We start from the raw sequence: 21929 nt of genomic DNA, 5'->3' as shown, positions 1-21929 counted from the left end.
TGTTCTACAGAGTTACAGAAGAAAAAAATGTAGATTCACCAGAACAAGACTTATTTATTGAAAACTAGCTATATCGTGTCAATTTAACCAAGTACTACAACAACCTCATGTGTACCGCCATCTCTTACTGGAGGAATTACAATGCCTTCAACGGCAGCTCCGTTAAGAGTAATGCTCTTAACACCTTTGGATACGTGATTTGGATTGCTGATCTTAATCACATAGGTGTCGCCACGGAATACGCGTGTGATTTCGAATCCATCCCATGCTGAAGGAATACAAGGATCTACTTTCAGGCCGTTAAAATCCGCCTGAATCCCAAGTATAGCTTGAGTAATGGCAACATAGTTCCATGCAGCTGTACCTGTCAACCAGGAGTTTTTAGCTTCACCGTGACGGACTGCGTCTTTACCCGCGATCATTTGGGAGTATACATAAGGCTCCATACGGTGAATCTCGCTGATATCCTCCAGATAAGCCGGAGCGATCTTAGAGTAAACTTCAAATGCTCTGTTACCATGTCCAAGTACAGTTTCAGCGATCATAATCCAAGGATTGTTGTGACAGAAAATACCTGCATTTTCTTTGTAACCTGGAGGATAAGTCGAAATTTCTCCAAGGTTCAAATAATATTTGGAATAGGGCGGCTGTTGCAGCACGATACCATATTTAGTGTCTAGACGTTCTTGTACAGACACCATCGCTTTATCGGCAAGACCTTCTTCAACCCCGATACCAGCCATAACGCACATACCTTGAGGCTCGATAAAGATTTGTCCTTCTTCATTTTCCTTGCTGCCGATTTTTTCGCCGTAGTGGTCATACGCGCGTAGGAACCAGTCTCCATCAAAGCCGTGATTAAGTGTTGTAGCACGCATATTATCGATATGGGATACCGCTTCGTTTGCTTCTGCTTCAAGTCCGCGCATACGGCAGAGCTCAGCAAAATCAGGACCAACAAATACGAACAAACCTGCGATAAATACGGATTCTGCAACACGTCCCTCAATGTTGGCAGTGGTTTGGAACGACTCGCCTGGCTCATTGGAGAAGCAGTTCAGGTTGAGACAGTCATTCCAGTCCGCGCGGCCGATGAGCGGCAAGCCGTGTGGTCCAAGATTGTTAATGACATGGTAGAAGGAACGCTTCAAATGCTCGAACAGGGTCGCTGTGTTGTTTGGATTGCTATCGAATGGAACCTGCTCATCCAAAATACTAGTATCGCCAGTTTCTTTGATGTAAGCAGCTGTACCCAAAATGAGCCAGAGCGGATCATCGTTGAACCCTGTACCTACTTCGTTGTTGCCTTTTTTAGTAAGTGGTTGATATTGGTGATAAGCACTGCCATCTTCAAACTGTGTTGCAGCAATATCAAGAATCCGTTCTTTTGCTCTTTCAGGAATTTGATGTACGAAACCTAGCAAATCCTGGTTAGAGTCACGGAAGCCCATACCACGACCGATACCGGATTCAAAATAGGATGCGGAACGTGACATGTTGAACGTAACCATACATTGATATGGATTCCAAATGTTCACCATACGGTTCAGTTTGTCATCGCCGCTGTTAATTTGATACTTGGACAACAGGTTCTCCCAATATGCAGCCAGCTCTTGAAGAGCACGATCTACATCAGCATCTGTTGTGAACTGCTCAATCATAGCGAGCGCTGGCTTTTTGTTGATTACGCTAGGAGCCTCCCATTTCTCCTCTTCAGGAACTTCCACATAACCAAGAATGAAAACGAGGCTTTGTTCTTCCCCTGGAGCAAGAGTAAGCTTCACTTCGTGAGAGCCGATAGGAGACCAGCCACTTGCAACGGAGTTGGAAGCTTTACCAGCTACTACAACTTGTGGCTCATGAAGTCCGTTATACAGCCCTACAAATGATTCACGATCTGTATCAAAACCGTCAATTTTACGGTTTAAGGAATAGAAGGCATAGTGATTTCTGCGCTCGCGGTATTCAGTTTTGTGATAAATAACGGAATCTTGTACTTCAACTTCACCAGTACTAAGGTTACGCTGGAAGTTGGTCATATCATCTTGAGCATTCCAGAGACAGAATTCAGCAAAAGAGAAGAGAGATACCGTTTTGTTGGCATTGCTAGTATTTTTAACTGTTAAACGATGTACTTCACCATTGTAGCCGAGCGGAATAAATGCGAGCTGGTTTACGGAGATTCCGCCACGTTCGCCAGTAATTGATGTATATCCAAGGCCGTGACGGCATTCATAGAAATCAAGCTCACGTTTAACAGGCATCCAGCCTGGAGTCCAGAAATCGTTGTTATCATGGTCGCGAAGATAGTAGTAACGACCCCCAGTATCGAGTGGAATATTGTTGTACCGATAACGAGTCAATCTGCGAAGACGAGCGTCACGGTAAAAAGTATAACCGCCTGCTGTGTTGGAAATCAGTCCAAAAAATTGCTCATTACCAAGATAGTTAATCCAGGGATAAGGAGTTTGTGGAGTGTTAATCACATACTCTTTGCGAACGTCATCGAATTGTCCGAATTTCATAAATAATAGCTCTCCCTTCGTTTGTGAACGCGCGTTTATTTTATTGAAAAATATACGCCTTATCCTTTAAGGAGTAAGGCATTTTGTAACCAAGTAAATAAGTCATGGCCGCTATGATCTCACAGAAGCGACTTGCATGAATCCCGAATAACGAGATGGGCAGGGAAACTAACCGTACTGAATGTTGGCTCGACAGCATCGCATAAGCTGATTACTTTTTCTACAGAAGCTTTAGCCATTTCATCAATCGGCAGGCGGACCGTGGTCAGCTTTGGATTAATTCTAGAAGCGAGCTCTACATCGTCAAAGCCGATGATAGACACTTGATCCGGAACGCTAATGCCCTGTGCGGCGAACGCTTCCATTGCAGAGATGGCCATGTCATCATTGGAGCAGAAGAGGGCGGTTGGCAAATTTCCGCTGTTAGCCAGCTTGGCTGTTTCAAGGTAGGCAGTTTCTTTAAGAAAATCACCTTCAAGAATAAACTCGTCACGAACAGGTAATCCGTGGCTTTGCAATGTATTCTCAAATGCCATATACCGCTCGCGGCCTGAAAAAGTGTTTATTCTTCCCTTAATGATTCCGATTTCACGGTGTCCAAGCTTGATCAAGTATTCAATAGCCTGAACCGTTCCTTCGTAGTCCATCGAGTTAATGACGGCAAGGTGATTTTTGTTGAGTCTTTCGGCCATAATCTCGGAGATGTCATAGTCGATGAGAACGAGAGGAGAATCTTGACTGACCAATTCACGCACCAGTTCAATATCCTTCTGAGTTCCGACCAAAATACCTCCATCAATTCTTTTCTGCTGAAAAGCCTGCTTGATCTTCTGAAAATCACTTGGTGAATAAACGGTATGGATGAGTACATAAAATCCTCTGGCATTCGCCGTGTCGACGACGAGGTCGACAATCGGAGCAAAGTAGCTGTTCTGATAAATGCGACTCGCGTCTGCCTTCTCGTTCATACTGATGGCGAACAGACCGATTGTATCGGTTCTTTTGCCCGCTAATGCCCTTGCAAAGCTGTTAGGTTCGTAATGATACTGTTCAATAATTCTCAGTACCTTCGCTCGGGTAGCTTCAGGAACGTTGGAATAGTTGTTGATGACGCGGGATACCGTACTGCGTGACACCCCGGCCAGCTTGGCAATATCTTCGCTGCGCATATTAAGTTCCCTACTTTCTATGAACGCGCGTTTATAGCCCTATTGTAGTTCATGATTATCTATAAATCAATAGTTAGTATATTACTCAAAAAAATGTTTTATGAATTGAATTGCCTTATTTTTATTTTCTGATGATCCGATTCGTAGAGAAATGATCATATCCTCTTTGGCTACAGGCAGTTGCCCAGCCAACGTAGTATCTGCTACTCGAATACCATACACATGGGGCTGAGTATCCTCCTTAGTTTGAGCTTTCTTAACATCGGAATCGTTAGTGATGAGAGTTTTAAGCTGGTCATTGTACTCAGTATCCAGATTTTCCAGAATACCACCATCAGAGAGCCAATCGAAACTTGCTTGATCCAGGATATAGATGTCTGGCTCCTCGGTAGACAATAGAGCCATTGCTTTTTGCTGGTAAGCTAAATCTGCAGAGGTCATGTTCTCAGTTTTTGAAGGAAGGTAGGTTATAGTCGTTTCAAATCTGGACCATTCTGGGAAAGGCTCAGCCATAGCAAATCCTAATGCTTCTTCATTTTCATATTTTGGATCGCTAGTGAAATTGCCTATGAACATCATAGATAAATCGATCGGAGGTAATGAAGCAAGTCGTTGCTGCTCTTCACGATGATTCAAATATGTGGTCAAGCCAACGATCAAGATAATAGCAGCTAAAACGCCAATAATAACGCGTGATTTATAAATGCGGAAGAAATCATCCAATTTCTGCGCTGTTCCAGCATGCTTTCCCCATTTTTCAAATCTCTCGCGGCTCATAGTCTCAATCTTTTGACGATCCTCATGACCCGTAATGAGTTTATATGCCTTCAGTTTTTGATCGAATTCAGACTCACCGCTTGCTTCAGTGCTATTCGTGTTTTGCCGAGATCTTGATTTCCTGAGCTCAATGTCAAAAGCCTTCTCAACTTCCTCTCTGGAAGCGTTCTCGGGTAGACCCAGCAGTTCATAAGCTTTCTTTAATTCATCCATCCTAATTCTCCTCTAGTTTTCTGTGAAGTATTCATGCATAATCCTACGATCAAAACTGTCATAAATTTAGTTGATTTCTTGAAGAATCATGTTAAGAAATTGTATGGAAAGTAGGACTTGCTTTTATTATACTGTGTATTTGTAATGAAGGGAAACATGGTTGGATCGACACAATTCTGACAAAAAAATAACGCCCAGGGATGTCCCTGAGCGCATTTTGTTAGGAAGTTGATCAGCTTATTCGGCGCATGGAAAGAATCATTTTGTTCCAGTATCCACTGTCCAATGGGCTAATCTGTACTCCGGGCTCTCCCCACGTGTGGATAAATCGGCCATCTCCAATATATATGCCTACATGACCAGCGACTTTGTCGTTCTCAAATCGACCTGGCACTGTGAAGAAGATGAGATCCCCGACCTGCAGCTCTGAGCGTTCGACCCTTTTTCCGAGCTTCGCTTGATCCCGAGCCAGTCTTGGCAGGCTTTGACCGAACCTTTTGTATACATGCTGGGTGAAGGAGGAGCAGTCAAACGTTTTGGATTGCTCATATGGATCGGCACCGAACTCATAGGGGACACCTAAATATTGTTTAGCGAAGGATACAAGCTGATCCTGATTATCTGCGACGCTAAGAAGTTTGTACCGTTTCAGCTTGCTGTCTTTGGAATGGTCGACAACTGTATCATCTTCAGGTGAATACAGTGACTCTACGTGCAGAAGCTGATTTTTATGGTCAAACTGAACGTTTGTATTAAGCAATCTGGATAGGGAGGCTTCATCAACATAGACTATTCCTTTCCTGGTAATCGGAGCTTTCGACAACGTCACCGCTTTGCCAAATGCTTTTGCGTTTTTGCTGCCTGACTCAATTTCGAGCATGACATCAGTATAACCAATCTTGATTTTGTGATCCTGCTCTTTATGACGAAGGCCAAAGGATCTTGCTACCTGATCAAGAGGAATCCACACTGTTCCGTCAGATTCCTTGACATATTCCGCATGAACAGGGGGATTAACTTTTTTGGGAAGGGATTTTACCTCAGGGCCTTGGTTGCGCTGATTGCAGGAGACTGCTGTTGTAATGAGCAAAATTCCCGTAAAGATAATGACAATTGTCTTTACACTCAGTAATCTGGGCATTCTTTAGCTACACTCCATTCGTTTGCTTGCGTATTTTTAATTATTTTCAAGTATGTAAAAAAGCATCATTTTTATGTATGAGCAGTACATTTTTTTCTTTTTCCTATGGGACTTAATTTTACGGGATGAGAGGGAATAACTAGTCAACAGATTGACTTCAAAGTATAAAAGATGATTTTTAAATCTATATTTTGTATAATTCAGAGGGATTGTGCCTGAGCTTTAGAGACATGAAGGGAGATACATCGAAATGACACAAAACACAGCATTTGAAGGTACGTATCAAGGAGAACATGCGGTATGGCTAAGATGGGGGAGTTATGAAGCAGCTATTATTCCCGAAATTGGTGGAAATCTGATTGCGTTTCGTGATACTGAAAAAGGATATCGTTTTTTAAGAGAACCTGAGGAAGGGAAAATAGACCTGTTTAAGGCAGCGCCTGTCGTCTTCGGAATCCCTGTGCTTTATCCGCCAAATCGCTATGAGGACGGACGTTTTCTTTGGAAGGGTGAAGAATATCGCCTGCCTGTAAATGAAGCAAAAACAGGAAATCATCTGCACGGATATTTACATACTTCCCCTTGGCAGGTTGAGGATTATGGACAAACAAAACAAGAAAGCTATGTAACAGTCAAAAATGTAATTGATGAGAATAGCGAAACCTATAAATATTTACCTTTTAAATTTACTGTTAAGCTGAAATATTCATTGAGCGACCACGGTCTATTACAACAGCTGTTCGTGCACAATAACGGAGATAAGGAAATGCCTTGTTTATTTGCTTTCCATACTGCAATCAATGCGCCATTTGCTCCAGATAGTGAGGAGAAGGATTATCTTGTTAAGGCTACGATCGGACAACGTTGGGAATTAGATAGTCGTATGTTGCCTACAGGTTCCTTCCAACCCCTCTCGGAGGATGAGAAGAAGCTGCAAGGAGAAGGTGTAAATCCGTTTTTCGAAGAGATGGACAATCACTATACGGCAGTTCCTCAAAACGGGAGAAACCGGATGGAGCTGACAGATACTAAGCTGGGAGTTACTTTTGTGTACGATGTGGGTACCTCCTATAAGCAGTGGATGATTTGGAACAATGAGGCTAGAGGAGACTTCTTCTGCCCCGAACCGCAAATAAACCTGGTGAATGCGCCAAATGTTGATTTGCCTGTTGATGAAATCGGATTATTCAGTCTCGCACCTGGAGAAGTATGGGAAGAGACAGCTCGCTTCTATGTAAAATAAATATACAAAAGATAAGCAGCCGGTCTTGTGCTCAGAAGGAGCACAGAACCGGCTGCTTATCTCTGCATTGTAATCTGTAATCAACCGCGATCAGTGTAGCAGGTTTACACCACCTGATCTACCCCGTTAATGCGCCGATTAGAGCTGCGAAGCAGAGTTTTAATTTGTTCCAGATTGCGTCTTGGGACATTAATGGTTTTAATACCGTGCGTCTCATCCCGAAACAAAATGACATGATCCCGAATGTCGTAAATTTGGTTCAGGTTGACGTAGCAGTTGGTGCTGATGCGGTAATACACAGGGTTTGAGATCAGCTTTGAGGTTTGTTCGGCAGTAAGTCTCTGTTTTATACTGTAATTTCTACCGTGAAAACAAACCAGCCCGTGAGCTCCAATTTTGAAGAAATACGCACTTAAAGGATCAAGATCTTCGTAAACGTCCTTCAAATTCAGTCCGACATGCATCATTCCAAATCCCCCTTTAGATGATGTTGTGGAAGCGCTTGCAGTATAACATATTTTATGAAGTTTGTGTAGAGGAATTGATTAAAAATCAAAATAAATATGTAATGGAGTCTGGACTTTTGAGAGAAAGTACGGAAAAATAAGGAGATGGAATAACCAACAATTTAAGGAGGAATATAAGTTGTCAAAATCACAACAACGATTGTTACTCTTTGTAGGTTCATATGCTGAAGCTGCAAATACCGGAATATATGTTTATGAGTTAGATCGTACCAATAAACAATTGCGTCGTCTGGACGAGGTGTCAGGTCTTAAGAACCCTACATTTCTGAATACTGATGGAGTGAACAATAAATTGTATGCGATTGAAGAAAAAAACGTTGGTGATGGCGGTAAAATGGGTCAAGTAGTAACCTTTGATATTGATCCTGAAGCAGGACGCCTTACCGAGCTGAATCGCGCAGATTCAATTAAACCGTCTACATCTCACATTCAAAGAGACCATAACAGTAAATATCTCGTAGTGTCCGGATATCATGGAGGAAACGTAGGTCTGCTAAAGCTTACAGATGGTGGTAAATCGATTAAGCTCGTTGATGAGCAGCAACATGAAGGACACGGACCACATGCGGAAAGACAAGATCGTCCTCATCCGCATTCAGCACAATTTAGTCCTGATAACCGTTTTGCTTTAGTAGCTGATCTAGGGCTGGATAAGATCAAGGTGTACGCTCTCGACGAAACAAATGATAAGCTGGTATATCAAGGTGAAGGAGTCACTCCTCCTGGAGCAGGGCCACGGCATCTCGCTTTTCATCCGAATGGCCAATATTTGTATTCCATTAATGAAGTGGATTCAACAATTACGTTGTTCAATTACGATACAAATACAGGTGACCTCGCATCAGTACAGACAGTAACAACATTACCTGAGGATTTTGAAGGTGAGAATACGACAGCTGAAATCGCAATTTCAAAGGGTGGACGCTACCTGTATGTTTCGAATCGTGGTCATGATAGCATTGCTCAATATACTATTGATGCAGAGAACGGCAAGCTGACATTTGTAGAGCGTGTATCCACTGAAGGCGGGCATCCACGTCATTTTGCATTAACTCCTGACGGCGATTATTTGATTGTCGCCAATCGCGACTCCAACAATCTTGTATTGTTTTCAGTCGATCAACAAACCGGAAAGCTGAAGTTTACGGGTGCAACAGCATCAGTATCCAAGCCTGTATGCATTCAGCCTGTTAAGTATTAAAAACGTCATTGAAGCAAATAGATATGTATTCGGCGGAATGCCCAATGGCTATTTTGGGTGTTTCCGCCGATTTTACATTTAGGGGACTCATTTTTCAGCATAGATTTCATTAAATCTTGCTTTGTTTCCTACAGTGACTTAAGATTAAATTCTAAGGTGAATTGTCGAGTCTACCTAACAAAGGAGCAGGTTGCTAATAATGTCATTTTTCAGAGAATTGTTTCAAATCCCCAGTGTTCGAAGAGTTCTGGCTTTACTGTTTGTCATAATCCTACTGTACTATTCTCGAAGTATGCTGAATATGGTTCTGATTACGTTTATTTTGACGTATTTGATTAATCGTCTGCATAATTTTATTACTCGAAAAGTAAATAAAATCGTTCGAATAAACAAGACGATAACGGTGTTGCTCATATACATCATTTTAGTTACTTTGATAGTGACAGCAATTTATTACTATTTACCTGTTTTAATTGCAGAACTGAACGATTTGGTGAATCAGGTTCTTTCTTTTTATGATAATCCACCAACAAATCTCCCTGATAACTTGATACTGAATTTCCTGGTGGATTCGTTCAAAGATATCGATCTGTCGAGTTATATTGGCCAAGGGTTTGACTTTTTGCTCAAAACCGTGTCCGATATTGGCAAATGGAGCTTGAATTTGTTTGTTGCTATTGTTCTTAGCTTGTTCTTCCTGTTGGAAAAAGAGAAGGTAACGAATTTCACTTCCAAATTCAAAGCCAGCCGTTTATCGGGCCTGTTTGTTGAACTCGAATTTTTCGGTAAAAAATTCGTTCATTCTTTTGGTAAAGTAATTGAGGTGCAGTTTTTGATTGCACTAGTCAATTCGATATTATCGACTATTTTTCTGTGGATCTTTGGATTCCCTAATTTGTTTGCGCTCGCGATCATGATCTTTCTTCTAGGCCTTATACCTGTAATGGGCGTAATTATTTCATTAATTCCGTTATGTGCCATTGCTTTTAAAATCGGCGGTCTGATCAAAATTATCTATGTTCTCATTATGATCGCTGTCGTACATGCGGTAGAAACTTATTTCTTGAATCCTAAATTTATGTCGAATAAAACGCATTTACCGATCTTCTATACGTTTCTGATCTTGTTGTTCTCCGAGCATTTCCTTGGGGTATGGGGATTGATTGTCGGAGTTCCGATATTTATGTTTTTCCTCGATATTATCGAAGTGCCTGTTGTAGCCGATTCTCCAAAATCAAAAACTAAGAAGAAATCGATAGTTGAGTAAACGTTCGATTTGCAAGCATCTATGAACAAAAAGACGAGAAAGTATCCTTGTTTGGATAATCTCTCGTCTTTTATTCATTTTATTTGGCTTGTGACCAGTTGATTTTGTTATTCTGGTATTCCGTTGCAGGATGACCCGGAGGCGAGCTTTTCCAGGGACGATTAATTACTTTTTTTAGCTTTGCTGGCAGTTCCGCCTTTATTTGCTTAGCTTTGGTTTGATCAATTTTACCTTCACTCAAAGCTTTGTCAACATTTCGGGAGACTGTCTCAGTCAATTTTTTCATGTATTCATCCTCGGTCCAGCCTTTATTGGTCTGAACGATTTGTTGAAGGGTTTTGCCTTTTTTCATTTCCTCTACGATAGTTTTGGAATCGATCCCTGTCAAATCTGCAGTGTCCTTGATAATGTGACCGCCACGAAAATGGCCTTGGTGATGCTGAGGATGAAACTGATCAAGCTGCGAGTGTGCGGAAGCGATGCTTGCAGGAGTTAGGCCAATAGCTAGAAATAGGGCCAAACCACCTGCCACAGCAGCGGTTTTCAGATGATACATAGACTTTTTTCACCTCTTCGTTTAGAATTATTTGGGCCTTACATTCTATAGTTTGGACAAAAAGATGAAACGATAACAGGTTGTTAGGTTAATCAATAATGATGACAGAAAGATAGAGGGGGATTATTATGACATTTGGGGCCAGAATGTTGAAAACGGGAATTTCAGTGACCTTGGCTCTATATATTGCAACTTGGCTTCATTTGCCCTCACCCGTCATTGCGGCAGTAGCTGCGATATTTGCGATGCAGCCATCCATATACAGGTCATGGAAATATTTAACGGATCAATTGCAAACGAACACTTTAGGAGCCATACTGGCGGTGCTTGGCGGTTCATTATTCTCTAATGAGCCGATAGCAGTAGGGCTTGTTTGCATTTTGGTTATTATGATTTGTTTAAGATTAAAAATGGGGAAGACGATCGGAGTTACGCTTGTTACTGTCGTCGTTATTATGGAAGCGTCCGGACAATGGGAATTTGCACTTAACCGTTTTGTTTTAATACTTATCGGTATTTTATCTGCATTCGTAATAAACATTGTCGTATATCCTCCAAAGCCAAAAGTACAGTATGAGAAGCAAATTCACGATACTTTTGATCAATTATCTCTGCTGCTCCGGACAGCGATATCTGATGAAATCAAGGAAAATGTGTTTCGGAATGAGAAGAGGGAGCTTGAGGATACGATTAATAAACTGGCGGACAAGTTCAAGCTGATGGAAGAGGATCAGAAGCAGCTAAAAACACCTAAGTTTAGCGAGAGCAGACAGCTTGTTGTTTATAAACAAATGTTAAAAACGCTGCGAAAAGGTTATGAAGTATTGGATACGGTGGAGCAGCATTATTTTCAGGCGGTACGATCACCGGAACTTAACAACGAGTTCGACCAGCATCTGGAGAAGTTAACGAAATTCCATGAGCATATCATGCTAAAGTTTGACAATAAGCTAAAGCCAAATTTGGATGAAGCAGAGCAGTTCGAAGCCGAAAATGATCAGTTTTTGCGCAGAATGCTGGATCGATATGCAGAGCAGCGAGAGGGAGTACTCAGATTATCTATTGTTTCGGCTGAAATGTATGAATACGGCCATCAATTGGAAAGATTAAATCGTCTGGCTGACCATTCTCAAGCAGTATCGGATAAATAACGGCCTTTTTAGAACTAAAAAAAAGTCCTGCCAAAGAGGCGGGACTTTTATTGAAATTAGAATGGAAAATTGGTACAATATAAAAACAGACAAAGGTAATTGGATAAAAAACAATCAATATAAATATAACACATCCAAAATTATTTGTCAACATTTAATTTCGGGATACATGAAGAGGGGCGATCCGACTTGAGTAATGAGGATAAAGTATGGCAGGAAGAACAGCTGCGGGTAGAGTATGTTAATGACCGAATTCTGCGAAAGATATCTACACTTGAGCAAGAAGTCGGCAAAGTTCGAACCGACGTTGTTTCCATGCGTAAGGATTTCTGGGATGAGGTTACGATGAACTTTAGTGAGGCAGATGACGTGGGGGAGACCTCAACCAGCTTGCGCCAGCAATCCCAGGTACTCTCTGAACGGGAAAAGAGCCATCAGCATGCATCTGCAGAATTAGGCAAAATGAAACGACTGCTGCAATCTCCTTATTTTGCAAGAATTGATTTTGCCGAGAATGGTGAACCAGCAGAAGCTATCTATCTCGGGATCGCCTCGCTTCTTGAAGAAGGAGACGAGACATTTCTTGTATATGACTGGCGCGCACCCATTTCGAATTTGTATTACGATAGCGTGCCTGGTCCAACTTCGTACATGACACCTTCGGGTACGATTGAAGGGACGATGTCGTTAAAACGACAATTCGTCATCCGTGGGCGTGACATTAAACTGATGTTCGATACAGGTGTAACGATTGGTGATGGATTGCTGCAGCAAGTGCTCAGTCGCAGCTCTGATGCTCAAATGAAGAGTATTGTAGCGACGATCCAGCGAGAACAAAACCGGATCATTCGCAACGATAAAAGCCGTATGCTGATCGTTCAAGGTGCTGCTGGCAGTGGCAAAACATCAGCTGCGCTTCAGCGTGTAGCCTATTTGCTATATAAGCATCGTGATACTTTACAAGCAGATCAAATGATCCTGTTCTCACCTAATCCGATGTTTAACAGCTATGTTTCTACCGTTCTGCCGGAGCTGGGCGAAGAAAATATGCAGCAGACGACATTTCAGGAATATTTGGAGCATCGTCTGGGTCGGGAGTTCCAGCTTGAGGACCCGTTTATTCAAATTGAATATGTACTTTCGAGTGAAATGGATGACGATTATGCTGCAAGAGTTAGCGGTATTCGGTATAAGTCGTCTTCCTCCTACTTGGATGTAGTAAGTCGATACAGGGGGCTTTTGGAGCGTAAGGAAATGAAGTTCAGACCTTTGCGTTTTCAAGGGAAGGAAGTTGTTAGCGCTGAAATGATTGCACACAAATTTTATGCCTTTGATCCGGCCATCACGTTGGCAAATCGTTGTGAATTATTAAAGGAATGGCTCCTAAAAGAACTAGTGGCTTTTGGCAGAAACGAGCTTGATGAGCCATGGGTTGAAGAGCAGATTCAACTGCTCGATGTTGAAGAGTATCAGAGAGCATATCAGCGTATGAAACGTAAACAGAGAGGAAAAGGCGATTCCTTTAATGATTACGAGGATGAGAAGACAATTTTGGCTAAAATGGTAGTCAGTGACCGGCTAAAGCCGCTACGCAGATGGGTGAAGTATTTGCGTTTTGTTGATGTGACTAAGCTGTACAGCCAACTGTTTCAAAATCAGGAACTGATACAGGAATTAAGCACAGAGCATCTCCCGGAAGATTGGGATATCATTTGTGAGCAGACTCTTATGAAAATTCGGGCTGGAGAGTTGTTCTATGAGGATACGACTCCATTTCTATATCTGAAGGAGCTTATATTGGGCTTTCGTTCCAATACTACGATCCGCCATGTCATCATTGATGAAGCACAGGATTACTCTCCTTTCCAGCTGTATTTCTTGAAGAAGCTGTTTCCACGTGCACGCATGACGGCGCTCGGAGATCTCAATCAGGCGATTTATGCTCATGCCTCTGTTCTGCAGCAATCAACAACATTGAGTGAATTGTACGGCGAGGAAGAGAGCGAACTGATTACTCTGGTACAGAGCTATCGCTCCACTCGGGAAATTGTTGAATTTACACGTTCCATGATACCGGGGGGAGAGGTGATTGTACCTTTTAACCGAGATGGAGAAAAACCAGTGGTTCAACTGATCAATCATGCGGCTGAACTGCATGAGGAGCTCATTCGACAAATTTTCAACCTTAAATCTGAAGGCTACGAAATGATTGCAGTCATATGTAAGACCGCTGCAGAAAGCCTGGCTGCATACGAAGCACTATCACCTAGTCTGCAGGTAAAGCTGATTAAGAAGACGACGCTTTCCTTTGAAAAAGGGGTGCATATCATCCCTGCTTATTTGGCCAAAGGGGTCGAGTTTGATGCAGTATTTATTTATGATGGCTCTAATGAAAAATATACACGCGAAGCCGAACGTAAGCTGTTCTACACTGCATGCACAAGGGCAATGCATTTGCTTCATATTTTTTCACTAGGCTTACCAAGTCGCTTCATTTCTGAGGCTGATCAGTCAACGTATGAGGAAAATTGATGTTATGTTTGAACGATACGAAAAGAATATTTTTTTAAGAAACAACCACACTATCCTAGACTAGAGATAAGTTGACTGGGAAGGGTGGCAGTACTATGGATAACAAAAAAGGCGACATGTTCGCCTTGGCATCAATCCCGTTGATAATGACCCTTGGCAATTCCATGCTGATTCCGATTTTGCCTGAAATTGCAAGGGAGCTCAAGATATCTTCTCTACAGGTTAGTATGTTGATTACGGTATATGCTGTAGTCGCTATATTGTTGATCCCGGTTGCGGGGTATTTATCAGATAAATTTGGACGTAAAGTTGTCATTATTCCGAGCCTAATCATTGCAGGAATTGGCGGAGGGGTTTCGGGAGCGGCATCATGGTTAATGGATGGAACGGGCGTATACTGGATTATTCTTGCCGGGCGTTTCCTTCAAGGCATTGGTGCGGCGGGAGCCTTTCCTATCGTTTTACCGCTGGTTGGAGATATGTTTGATGATGAAAAGCAGATAAGTCACAGTCTTGGGATCATTGAAACATCCAATACGTTTGGCAAGGTACTGAGTCCGATATTTGGTGCATTGCTCGGGACATGGATTTGGTATATGCCGTTTCTGGCTATCCCTGTACTGTGCTTGATTTCTCTGCTGCTTGTCAGCTTCCTTGTTCAAGAACCGGAGCGTAAAGCTTCACTAGCCTTGAAAGAGTTTATTCATTCGGTCAAAGAAGTGTTCAAGGAAAAAGGCCGCTGGTTGTACGCTATTTTTGCAATCGGTGGTATCTGTATGTTTCTGCTCTTTGGGGTTCTGTTCTATTTGTCAGAAACACTGGAAAAGAAGCATCATCTGGACGGAATCGTAAAGGGTCTGGTGCTGGCAATCCCATTGGCTGCATTATGTCTGGCCTCTTATTTTACAGGTAAAAAAATCGGTAAAAACAAACTGCTCATGAAATGGTGCGGTGTAATCGGTCTTGTTATGTCTAGTGCCGCTTTGTTCGGAATTAGTTTTTTTAATAACATTTATTATGTAATCGGCTGTCTCATTGTGTGCGGGATTGGGATTGGGACAGTACTTCCAAGCTCAGACGCCCTGATTACTGAAGGTATTGAGAAGGGACTTCGCGGAACGGTTACATCAATCTATAGCAGTATGCGTTTTATCGGGGTATCTCTGGGTCCTCCAATTATGTCGCTGTTGATGGGCGCAGGTCATATGACAATGTTTATTAGTTTTGCTTGCGTATCTATCGTTGCTGTTGTGTTGCTTCTACTCATGGTACAGCCACAGTCCAGTGCCTCGTAATCGGGAATACCGGATCGGTCGCTGTTCTTTTTTATGTGCATTTTTGGTATGATATAAGCTGATTGTTTCCCTGACAGACTTGAAGTACATACCTACAGGAGGCGTATAACATGAATGCAAAGCAAGCGGCGGGTTACCGTGCAGCGGAGTGGGTTAAAGATGGAATGATTGTGGGACTCGGGACGGGCTCCACAGCTTTTTATGCGATTGAAAAAATCGGTGAACGAGTAAGTCAAGGTCTAAAAATTAAGGCTATTGCAACTTCCAATGCATCGGAGGAGCTGGCTGTGAAATACAATATCCCGCTCATTACGGCGGGTGATGTCAATCGTCTTGATCTCGCTATCGATGGAGCTGATGAGGTAGATCCCGGGATGGCTCTTATTAAGGGCGGAGGCGGGGCCCTGCTTAGAGAAAAGCTTGTTGCGATTAATAGTGATCGTTTTATTGTTATTGCAGACAGTGGTAAAATGGTTTCGCATTTGGGCAAATTCAAGCTTCCTATTGAGCTTGTACCATACTGCTACGAATGGACGCTGGGGCAACTGAAGAACCGTTACGATGTTGCTTTCGAAATGCGTATGCGTGACGGAGAACTCTACGTTACCGATAACGGAAATTACATTGTCGATGGTGCTTTTGGACAAATTCTTTCACCTGGGCAGTTAGGCGATGAATTAAAAGCGATGACGGGTGTAGTTGAACATGGACTATTCGTAGATATAGCACACACGGTAGTTGTAGGCTATGAGGATGGTCGTACCGAAGTTATCGAGAAGAAGTAGGAGGCAATACCATGTTAGTGCAAGTGAATGATAAAATTACTGATTCTCAAATACGAGAGCTTTTAGAATACGCTGTGTTTTTTGATACGGATCAATTGGAACATGTATGCAATTTGTATAAATTGACGAACGATAACGAGCTCTATGCTCTGGAGGATGAAGGGGAAATCATCGGTGTGGTTGGGTGCAGGTATCATTCCAATGATTTGGAGATTTTACATCTTGCAGTTCGACCTGAGGATCGTTTAAAAGGGTACGGTCGAGGATTGTTATTGGAAATTTTGGACAAGAAAAACCCGGATATTCTATTTGCTGTGACAGATGAAGATGGAGCAGACTTCTATCGTAATGTTGGTTTTGAAGTAACTAGCTTTACAGAGGGGCTAGAAAACGGGAGAGAGCTTTTTCGCAGTGTGTATCGAGCTGAAGAAGAAGCTGAGTAGTTATGAATTATCGCAGTTTCAACTGGCGGGCCTGTTGGCCTGCTTGTTTTGTGTAAAGCAACAAAACAAGCAGACAATTTATATTGTCTGCTTTTTGAAAAAGGTGAGTAAAGCCCATTTGCGTTCATGACGTTTTTTGTATTTCGGAAGACTTCTGTAGACAGATAATGCCTCATCAAGTGCCTGCTTCGCTTCCTGTTTGTGACCCAGGGATTGGTACAGACTTCCCAGCAAATAATATGCTTCACTGGATGACGATTGTATTTCACCAAATTTGGAAGCATAATGAAGCGCCTTCTGAGTGTCGCTGTCTCTATAAGCAGAGGCAAGCTGCAGATAAGGTTGACCATACTTTACACGTTCATTCAAACTAAGCGCCTGAAGCATTTGCTCCTCACCTTCATCGATACGGCCAAGTCCGATGGACGCTGTACCAAGATCACTCCAAAATTCGGCTGAAGACTCGGAGTGTTCTTTTACTTCTTGAAGAAGATGATACGCCTCGCTAAATTTTTTTCTCTCTAAAAGAAGTCGAGCCAATTCACGCTTGGAAGAAACATCAAAGGGGCTGGCGATTAGCTGTTGGCGGAGTTTGGAAATTTGTCGTGAACGCCGAAAGGGTTTAGTGACGCTAGGAAATATTCCAACAAATCGACGATCGAGAAAATACACAATGACGAGCAATACTATAATGGCGACTATCGGACTACCAGTTAGCCAAGATAATAGAAAGAACAACATAATCTTACTCATTTGGTCCCCCACTTTTTTATTTTTTCCAATTATAGCATAAAAAAAATAAATCGTACGATAGAATGGTTACAGAGATTTTAAAAGCAAAGGAGCATATAGTAATGAATCGTATAATGCGTCTACAACAGCAGGTTGAGTATATTAGGGAAATCGATAAATTAAAATCGGTATTGAGACAATCACTGCTGATGGATGCTTCGAGACAGGAAAATGATGCCGAGCATACATGGCATCTGGCAGTAATGGCTGTATTGCTGCAAGAGTATGCAAAGGAACCGTTATCCGATATGACCCGTATTTTGAAAATGCTGCTCATTCACGATATTGTCGAGATCGATGCCGGAGATACGTTTGCCTATGATGAAAAAGGGTATCTTGATAAAAGAGAGCGGGAGGAGCAAGCAGCAAACCGGATATTTGGTCTCTTGCCATTGGATCAGAAGGAAGAGATGCTTGAACTCTGGGAAGAATTTGAAAGTGAACGCACCGCAGAGTCGCGTTACGCAGCAGCAATCGATCGTTTGCAACCGCTACTGCATAACTATTATACAGAGGGAGCTGCTTGGAGAAAACACGGTGTTAAGAGCTCACAGGTGCTTGCCCGAATTTCCAAATTAAGCGAAGTTGTTCCTGAGCTTCATGAGTATGCTTCAGGATTGATTCATGATGCTGTGGTCAAAGGATACCTGGCAGAGTGATAATGTGAGGGTAAGGATGTCCAACAGTAAAACACGATAGGAAGAAACGATTAAGTTAACAAGGGGCTGTCCCAAAAGTAGGTTTACTGTCAAAACTAGAAATAGCAGTGCAAGGAAGACGATCTCTGCGCCGCTTGATCCCGCCATATTCCTGCATTTTATACGAAAATAAAGAGTATGCCACAAGTAATCGTGATTAGGATCGTGTCGTGTTAAACAGAAGCATCATGGGCTACAGTTGGGCGTTTTCAGCCTATCTCAGCACTTCGGTAGCAATAAAGGAAAAAGTTCCTCTATTCCATCAGAATTCGCTCAAGATCATAAAATAAAGGAACTTCATTCCTCTATTTTGGTGATAAACGCTTGTTTTTGGCATTTTAGGGCAATTTCAGTAAGAATAAGGGAAAATACTTCCTTTATTTTCTTTAAAATCATCCCATTTTTGAAAATAAAGGAGATTTTTTCCTCTACTGTATTCGAGCTGCACTCCTCTGACTTCTCACGAATAAGCTAGCTGTACTATTTCGATAAAGCGCAATTTGGAAATTTGGAGGTTCATATTTTCATTCTAGGTGGTGACGCCTGGTAGTCATAGTTGTTTTTGCAGGCTTTCCTAAAAATATCTTGCCTTTCCACCGCTAAACAAGAAGCGTCCCTCAAAGTTATCTGAGATAACTTTTGGGGCAGCCTCTTATTTTTTGTTTGGAAAAATATTGAAATTAAAATATTGAGAATATTTGGAAAATATGTTACCCTGTTTATGCCGAGTTGTACAGCTTTATTTAGATTGGTGATGGGAGAAGGTGCTGCAATTCATACCGATGAAATGGGAAAATAGGCCTGGTTGGCAGAACGATAGGCACAGGAATGATAGACCTATAAAAGTGACGTTTTCTTAATACAAAAGTAACTTTTTTGTCATTATTTATATACAATGATTTTGAAAGCCCTTATACTTAACTGTAAATTAAGCGATGCAATTTCCAATCCGATTATTAAATGCGTTTAATATGTGAGCGTATTTATTCATACTTGATGAGAAAGGAGTGTATCGATGAAGATGATGGATTACTTGAAAGAACATTACAAATGGATAGAAGAACGGGTGCGCGAGTTCATATGTATTCATTCGAACATTGAATACATTCAAGGATCATCCGAATGTGTTGAAGGCGGCGCTTTTGCTTGGGTTAAATTGTCTGAGGATCTGAAATGTCTACAAATCAAATTGTACTCTGATTATATGATCATTGCCGAGGAAGCCAGAACTTTTCTTGTGGAGACGGGGAGCACGTACATTGAGACATTTGATCGCAGCTGCGCAGATTTACAGTCTTACATAAAACAGGAGAATCTGCTCTGGAGCTCTGACCTTCTTGAGGTGTTTGATTCTGCTAAGAAGGAACTGGATTTGCAGCGTGGGCTGATTGCACAACCCATTTATATTTAAACGGAATATGCATCGTTGAAACAAGCTTTTTGCTAATAGAAATAACGGCTTTGATATAGAATAAAAGGGTCCAGTTGACATCTTGCCGACTGGACCCTTTTATTCATAAATTTGCATATAAAGTGGTGATTGACTTTAACGAGGAAATTGTATAGAGTAAAAAAGCTGTTATTTTTATGTAGACCAGTCGTTATATTTTTGAACTGAGGTGCAATTAAGGTGAGTAGTAAAAATGACTCTAGACAAAATATTTTGTCAGTTGCGACGCGTCTTTTTCATTTGCAGGGATACCACGCAACAGGCTTGAATCAGATTCTGAAGGAAAGCGGAGCGCCAAAGGGTTCGTTGTACTATCATTTTCCTAATGGTAAAGAGCAGCTCGCAATAGAAGCAGTGAAGCGTATGGATGCTTTGATCAAAAATGATATAGTGAGCAGCTTGGAGAAATACGAGAGCGCAATTGAAGCTATCCAAATTCATATTCAAAAAATTGCAGCGGACTTTACTAATGATGAAAAATTAGAATGTGTGCCCATTGGTATATTAGTTGCTGAAACTGCCCAGATAAGTGAATCGATTAGAGAGACGTGCAAAGCCGCTGTAGAAGGATGGGAGGAGCTTTATTGCAGCAAGCTGATTGGGGATGGATTTGAACCTGACTTAGCAAAAAAATTAGGGGTCACAATAAACTCCATGATTGAAGGAGCAGTTACAAGGTCATTAATTAATAAAGATAGTCAACCGCTGCAGCAATTGGCGGAATGTATTCCTGTTTTATTAAAGAGATAGAGATAAAGAGGAGCTTACATATTTTTCAGACATAAAGGAGTGTTAATTTGGAAACCAACACACAGACAAAACAAACAAAACAGCAGCAAATCAAACCTATACCGATTGCTATTGCGATTATGATTGGATCATTTATCGGTCTTTTTAGTGAAACAGCTCTAAATATGGCTTTCACGAATATTATGGAGGATTTTCACATTGACGCCTCCGCCGTGCAGTGGTTGACTACAGGTTATTTACTTGTATTAGGCATTCTTGTCCCTATTTCAGCTTTATTACTTCAATGGTTCTCAACAAGGCAATTATTTAGCGCATCACTTATTTTTTCTATTGCAGGTACAGTAGTTGCTGCTTTATCGCCTAATTTTGAAATTCTTCTTATTGCTCGTGTAATCCAGGCGATCGGAACAGGGTTGCTGTTGCCGTTAATGACAAACGTTATTTTAATTGTTTTTCCACCTGAAAAGCGCGGAACCATCATGGGAATGATGGGGTTAGTTATTATGTGTGCACCGGCTATTGGACCGACACTTTCAGGTCTTATCGTAGATAGCTTTAGCTGGAATGCAATATTTTGGATTTGTTTGCCACTGCTTATATTTACGTTCTGCTTTGGTCTGGTGTATATGCAAAACGTATCAACCATCACAAAACCGGGGATTGATATTTTATCCATTATTTTATCAAGCATTGGGTTTGGGGGAATCGTCTTTGGTTTCAGTAATGCTGGAGAGGGCGCAGGCGCTTGGGGGGAGCCGGGTGTGCTTGTTCCTTTAATCGCTGGTGTGATCGGCCTCGTTTTATTTTCAATTCGACAATTTAAAATGGAGCAGCCTATGCTCAACTTGCGTGTTTTTAAATTTTCGATGTTCACGATTGGGCTGCTTATGGTATTTCTATGTATGATGTTAATTCTGTCGGTATCTATTTTGCTGCCTATGTACCTCAAGGGCAGTCTTTTGATAACAGCCTTCGCAGCGGGCCTCGTCCTGTTGCCCGGCGGAATTGTCAACGGAATTATGTCACCGATAACTGGGCGGCTGTTTGACAAATATGGGCCGAAATATCTCGTCATTCCGGGTTTTGTGATTACTACAGTACTTCAGGCTGTTGAGATACCCCTACTTTTAAACTTAGTATCGAAAGAAAAATGAAAATGAAGATGTAAAATACTATACGAAATCTTGTGCATATTCGAGATAGTCCTTCTGGAAAGGTGGAGGGCTATCTTCTTAATGTTCTGTGCAGTTGCGGTTAGCAACGCTTGAATCTGTACATTTTCTCTGCCCCGAAACCGGCAATAGCGAAGCCCGTGGAGCACTTTGGCATCCGCGAAGCTTCGCTCTATAGTTTGGCATCGTATGGCGTAAGCGGCTTTTCCTGCATCACTTTGCCGGTATTTTGCTACTTTTTC

General features: G+C 41.8%; 19 protein-coding genes and 1 pseudogene. 12 read left to right on the top strand and 8 right to left on the bottom strand.

Annotation, left to right across the window (positions count from 1 at the left end; genetic code table 11):
- Nucleotides 1-83 precede the first annotated feature (83 nt).
- The 4 genes from BLS49_RS14615 to BLS49_RS14600 all read right to left on the bottom strand — a co-directional run bounded on the left by BLS49_RS14615 (nt 84) and on the right by BLS49_RS14600 (nt 5825).
- Nucleotides 84-2525: a glycoside hydrolase family 94 protein gene (locus BLS49_RS14615; RefSeq protein WP_091231865.1), complete on the bottom strand. Its 2442-nt coding sequence runs from the start codon at nt 2523-2525 to the stop codon at nt 84-86.
- 119 nt (nt 2526-2644) lie between these two features.
- Nucleotides 2645-3694 (bottom strand): LacI family DNA-binding transcriptional regulator, encoded by a 1050-nt coding sequence (locus BLS49_RS14610; RefSeq protein ID WP_091231862.1) that lies wholly within the window; start codon nt 3692-3694, stop codon nt 2645-2647.
- A gap of 81 nt (nt 3695-3775) precedes the next feature.
- The gene (locus BLS49_RS14605) at nt 3776-4684 is read right to left on the bottom strand and encodes a molecular chaperone DnaJ (protein ID WP_245742443.1); all 909 of its coding nucleotides are present in this window, start codon (nt 4682-4684) and stop codon (nt 3776-3778) included.
- 232 nt (nt 4685-4916) lie between these two features.
- Nucleotides 4917-5825: a C40 family peptidase gene (locus tag BLS49_RS14600; RefSeq protein ID WP_091231855.1), complete on the bottom strand. Its 909-nt coding sequence runs from the start codon at nt 5823-5825 to the stop codon at nt 4917-4919.
- A 250-nt stretch (nt 5826-6075) separates the two neighbouring features.
- On the opposite strand from BLS49_RS14600, the gene BLS49_RS14595 reads away from it, so the two are divergent.
- Nucleotides 6076-7068, top strand: coding sequence for an aldose 1-epimerase (locus BLS49_RS14595; RefSeq protein ID WP_091231852.1), 993 nt, complete (start codon nt 6076-6078; stop codon nt 7066-7068).
- 104 nt (nt 7069-7172) lie between these two features.
- On the opposite strand, the gene BLS49_RS14590 is transcribed toward BLS49_RS14595, so the two are convergent.
- Nucleotides 7173-7535 (bottom strand): hypothetical protein, encoded by a 363-nt coding sequence (locus BLS49_RS14590; RefSeq protein WP_091231847.1) that lies wholly within the window; start codon nt 7533-7535, stop codon nt 7173-7175.
- 178 nt (nt 7536-7713) lie between these two features.
- On the opposite strand from BLS49_RS14590, the gene BLS49_RS14585 reads away from it, so the two are divergent.
- Nucleotides 7714-8796 (top strand): lactonase family protein, encoded by a 1083-nt coding sequence (locus BLS49_RS14585; protein WP_091231844.1) that lies wholly within the window; start codon nt 7714-7716, stop codon nt 8794-8796.
- A gap of 199 nt (nt 8797-8995) precedes the next feature.
- A complete protein-coding gene (locus tag BLS49_RS14580; RefSeq protein ID WP_091231840.1) occupies nt 8996-10063 on the top strand; it encodes an AI-2E family transporter in 1068 nt (355 codons plus the stop codon).
- A 79-nt stretch (nt 10064-10142) separates the two neighbouring features.
- Here the strand turns inward: BLS49_RS14580 and BLS49_RS14575 are convergent, their stop codons facing one another.
- Complete coding sequence (locus BLS49_RS14575) at nt 10143-10619, bottom strand: hypothetical protein (protein WP_091231837.1); 477 nt, start codon at nt 10617-10619, stop codon at nt 10143-10145.
- A gap of 128 nt (nt 10620-10747) precedes the next feature.
- Between BLS49_RS14575 and BLS49_RS14570 the strand changes: the two genes are divergently transcribed.
- The 5 genes from BLS49_RS14570 (at nt 10748) to BLS49_RS14550 (ending at nt 16825) form a co-directional block, all read left to right on the top strand.
- Nucleotides 10748-11770, top strand: a complete 1023-nt coding sequence (locus BLS49_RS14570; protein ID WP_091231834.1) for an aromatic acid exporter family protein — start codon at nt 10748-10750, stop codon at nt 11768-11770.
- A 189-nt stretch (nt 11771-11959) separates the two neighbouring features.
- Entirely contained in the window at nt 11960-14302 is a 2343-nt protein-coding gene (gene helD, locus BLS49_RS14565; RefSeq protein ID WP_091231830.1) for an RNA polymerase recycling motor HelD, read from the top strand.
- A gap of 95 nt (nt 14303-14397) precedes the next feature.
- On the top strand, nt 14398-15597 hold the full coding sequence (gene bcbE, locus BLS49_RS14560) for a bacillibactin exporter BcbE (protein ID WP_091231827.1): 1200 nt from the start codon (nt 14398-14400) through the stop codon (nt 15595-15597).
- 110 nt (nt 15598-15707) lie between these two features.
- The gene (gene rpiA / locus BLS49_RS14555) at nt 15708-16382 is read left to right on the top strand and encodes a ribose-5-phosphate isomerase RpiA (RefSeq protein ID WP_091231824.1); all 675 of its coding nucleotides are present in this window, start codon (nt 15708-15710) and stop codon (nt 16380-16382) included.
- Between the two features lie 11 nt (nt 16383-16393).
- Nucleotides 16394-16825: a GNAT family N-acetyltransferase gene (locus BLS49_RS14550; protein WP_091231821.1), complete on the top strand. Its 432-nt coding sequence runs from the start codon at nt 16394-16396 to the stop codon at nt 16823-16825.
- Nucleotides 16826-16903: 78 nt separating this feature from the next.
- On the opposite strand, the gene BLS49_RS14545 is transcribed toward BLS49_RS14550, so the two are convergent.
- Complete coding sequence (locus tag BLS49_RS14545; protein WP_091231817.1) at nt 16904-17578, bottom strand: tetratricopeptide repeat protein; 675 nt, start codon at nt 17576-17578, stop codon at nt 16904-16906.
- Nucleotides 17579-17679: 101 nt separating this feature from the next.
- Between BLS49_RS14545 and BLS49_RS14540 the strand changes: the two genes are divergently transcribed.
- From BLS49_RS14540 to BLS49_RS14525, 4 genes and pseudogenes are all read left to right on the top strand, one after another.
- Nucleotides 17680-18276 (top strand): HD domain-containing protein, encoded by a 597-nt coding sequence (locus tag BLS49_RS14540; protein ID WP_091231812.1) that lies wholly within the window; start codon nt 17680-17682, stop codon nt 18274-18276.
- Nucleotides 18277-19330: 1054 nt separating this feature from the next.
- Nucleotides 19331-19726 (top strand): hypothetical protein, encoded by a 396-nt coding sequence (locus tag BLS49_RS14535; RefSeq protein ID WP_091231809.1) that lies wholly within the window; start codon nt 19331-19333, stop codon nt 19724-19726.
- 219 nt (nt 19727-19945) lie between these two features.
- Nucleotides 19946-20515, top strand: a complete 570-nt coding sequence (locus BLS49_RS14530) for a TetR/AcrR family transcriptional regulator (protein WP_091231806.1) — start codon at nt 19946-19948, stop codon at nt 20513-20515.
- Between the two features lie 47 nt (nt 20516-20562).
- Nucleotides 20563-21618: pseudogene (locus BLS49_RS14525) on the top strand (DHA2 family efflux MFS transporter permease subunit); the annotation flags it as partial.
- On the opposite strand, the gene BLS49_RS14520 reads toward BLS49_RS14525, so the two are convergent.
- On the bottom strand, nt 21618-21929 hold a 312-nt coding region (locus tag BLS49_RS14520), incomplete at its 5' end, for a transposase (RefSeq protein WP_245742440.1). The pseudogene BLS49_RS14525 and the gene BLS49_RS14520 sit on opposite strands and share 1 nt — an antisense overlap.

This window comes from Fontibacillus panacisegetis (assembly GCF_900102215.1).
GTDB lineage: Bacteria > Bacillota > Bacilli > Paenibacillales > Paenibacillaceae > Fontibacillus > Fontibacillus panacisegetis.
The sequence above is the reverse complement of the archived record's forward strand: the minus strand, read 5'-3'. Positions and strand labels throughout refer to the sequence as shown.

What these genes read in the sequence shown, in the direction of transcription:
- BLS49_RS14615 (WP_091231865.1), bottom strand. Translation starts at nt 2,525, where the DNA reads ATGAAATTCGGACAATTCGATGACGTTCGCAAAGAGTATGTGATTAAC.
- BLS49_RS14610 (WP_091231862.1), bottom strand. Translation starts at nt 3,694, where the DNA reads ATGCGCAGCGAAGATATTGCCAAGCTGGCCGGGGTGTCACGCAGTACG.
- BLS49_RS14605 (WP_245742443.1), bottom strand. Translation starts at nt 4,684, where the DNA reads ATGGATGAATTAAAGAAAGCTTATGAACTGCTGGGTCTACCCGAGAAC.
- BLS49_RS14600 (WP_091231855.1), bottom strand. Translation starts at nt 5,825, where the DNA reads ATGCCCAGATTACTGAGTGTAAAGACAATTGTCATTATCTTTACGGGA.
- BLS49_RS14595 (WP_091231852.1), top strand. Translation starts at nt 6,076, where the DNA reads ATGACACAAAACACAGCATTTGAAGGTACGTATCAAGGAGAACATGCG.
- BLS49_RS14590 (WP_091231847.1), bottom strand. Translation starts at nt 7,535, where the DNA reads ATGATGCATGTCGGACTGAATTTGAAGGACGTTTACGAAGATCTTGAT.
- BLS49_RS14580 (WP_091231840.1), top strand. Translation starts at nt 8,996, where the DNA reads ATGTCATTTTTCAGAGAATTGTTTCAAATCCCCAGTGTTCGAAGAGTT.
- BLS49_RS14575 (WP_091231837.1), bottom strand. Translation starts at nt 10,619, where the DNA reads ATGTATCATCTGAAAACCGCTGCTGTGGCAGGTGGTTTGGCCCTATTT.
- BLS49_RS14570 (WP_091231834.1), top strand. Translation starts at nt 10,748, where the DNA reads ATGACATTTGGGGCCAGAATGTTGAAAACGGGAATTTCAGTGACCTTG.
- bcbE (WP_091231827.1), top strand. Translation starts at nt 14,398, where the DNA reads ATGGATAACAAAAAAGGCGACATGTTCGCCTTGGCATCAATCCCGTTG.
- rpiA (WP_091231824.1), top strand. Translation starts at nt 15,708, where the DNA reads ATGAATGCAAAGCAAGCGGCGGGTTACCGTGCAGCGGAGTGGGTTAAA.
- BLS49_RS14550 (WP_091231821.1), top strand. Translation starts at nt 16,394, where the DNA reads ATGTTAGTGCAAGTGAATGATAAAATTACTGATTCTCAAATACGAGAG.
- BLS49_RS14545 (WP_091231817.1), bottom strand. Translation starts at nt 17,578, where the DNA reads ATGAGTAAGATTATGTTGTTCTTTCTATTATCTTGGCTAACTGGTAGT.
- BLS49_RS14540 (WP_091231812.1), top strand. Translation starts at nt 17,680, where the DNA reads ATGAATCGTATAATGCGTCTACAACAGCAGGTTGAGTATATTAGGGAA.
- BLS49_RS14535 (WP_091231809.1), top strand. Translation starts at nt 19,331, where the DNA reads ATGAAGATGATGGATTACTTGAAAGAACATTACAAATGGATAGAAGAA.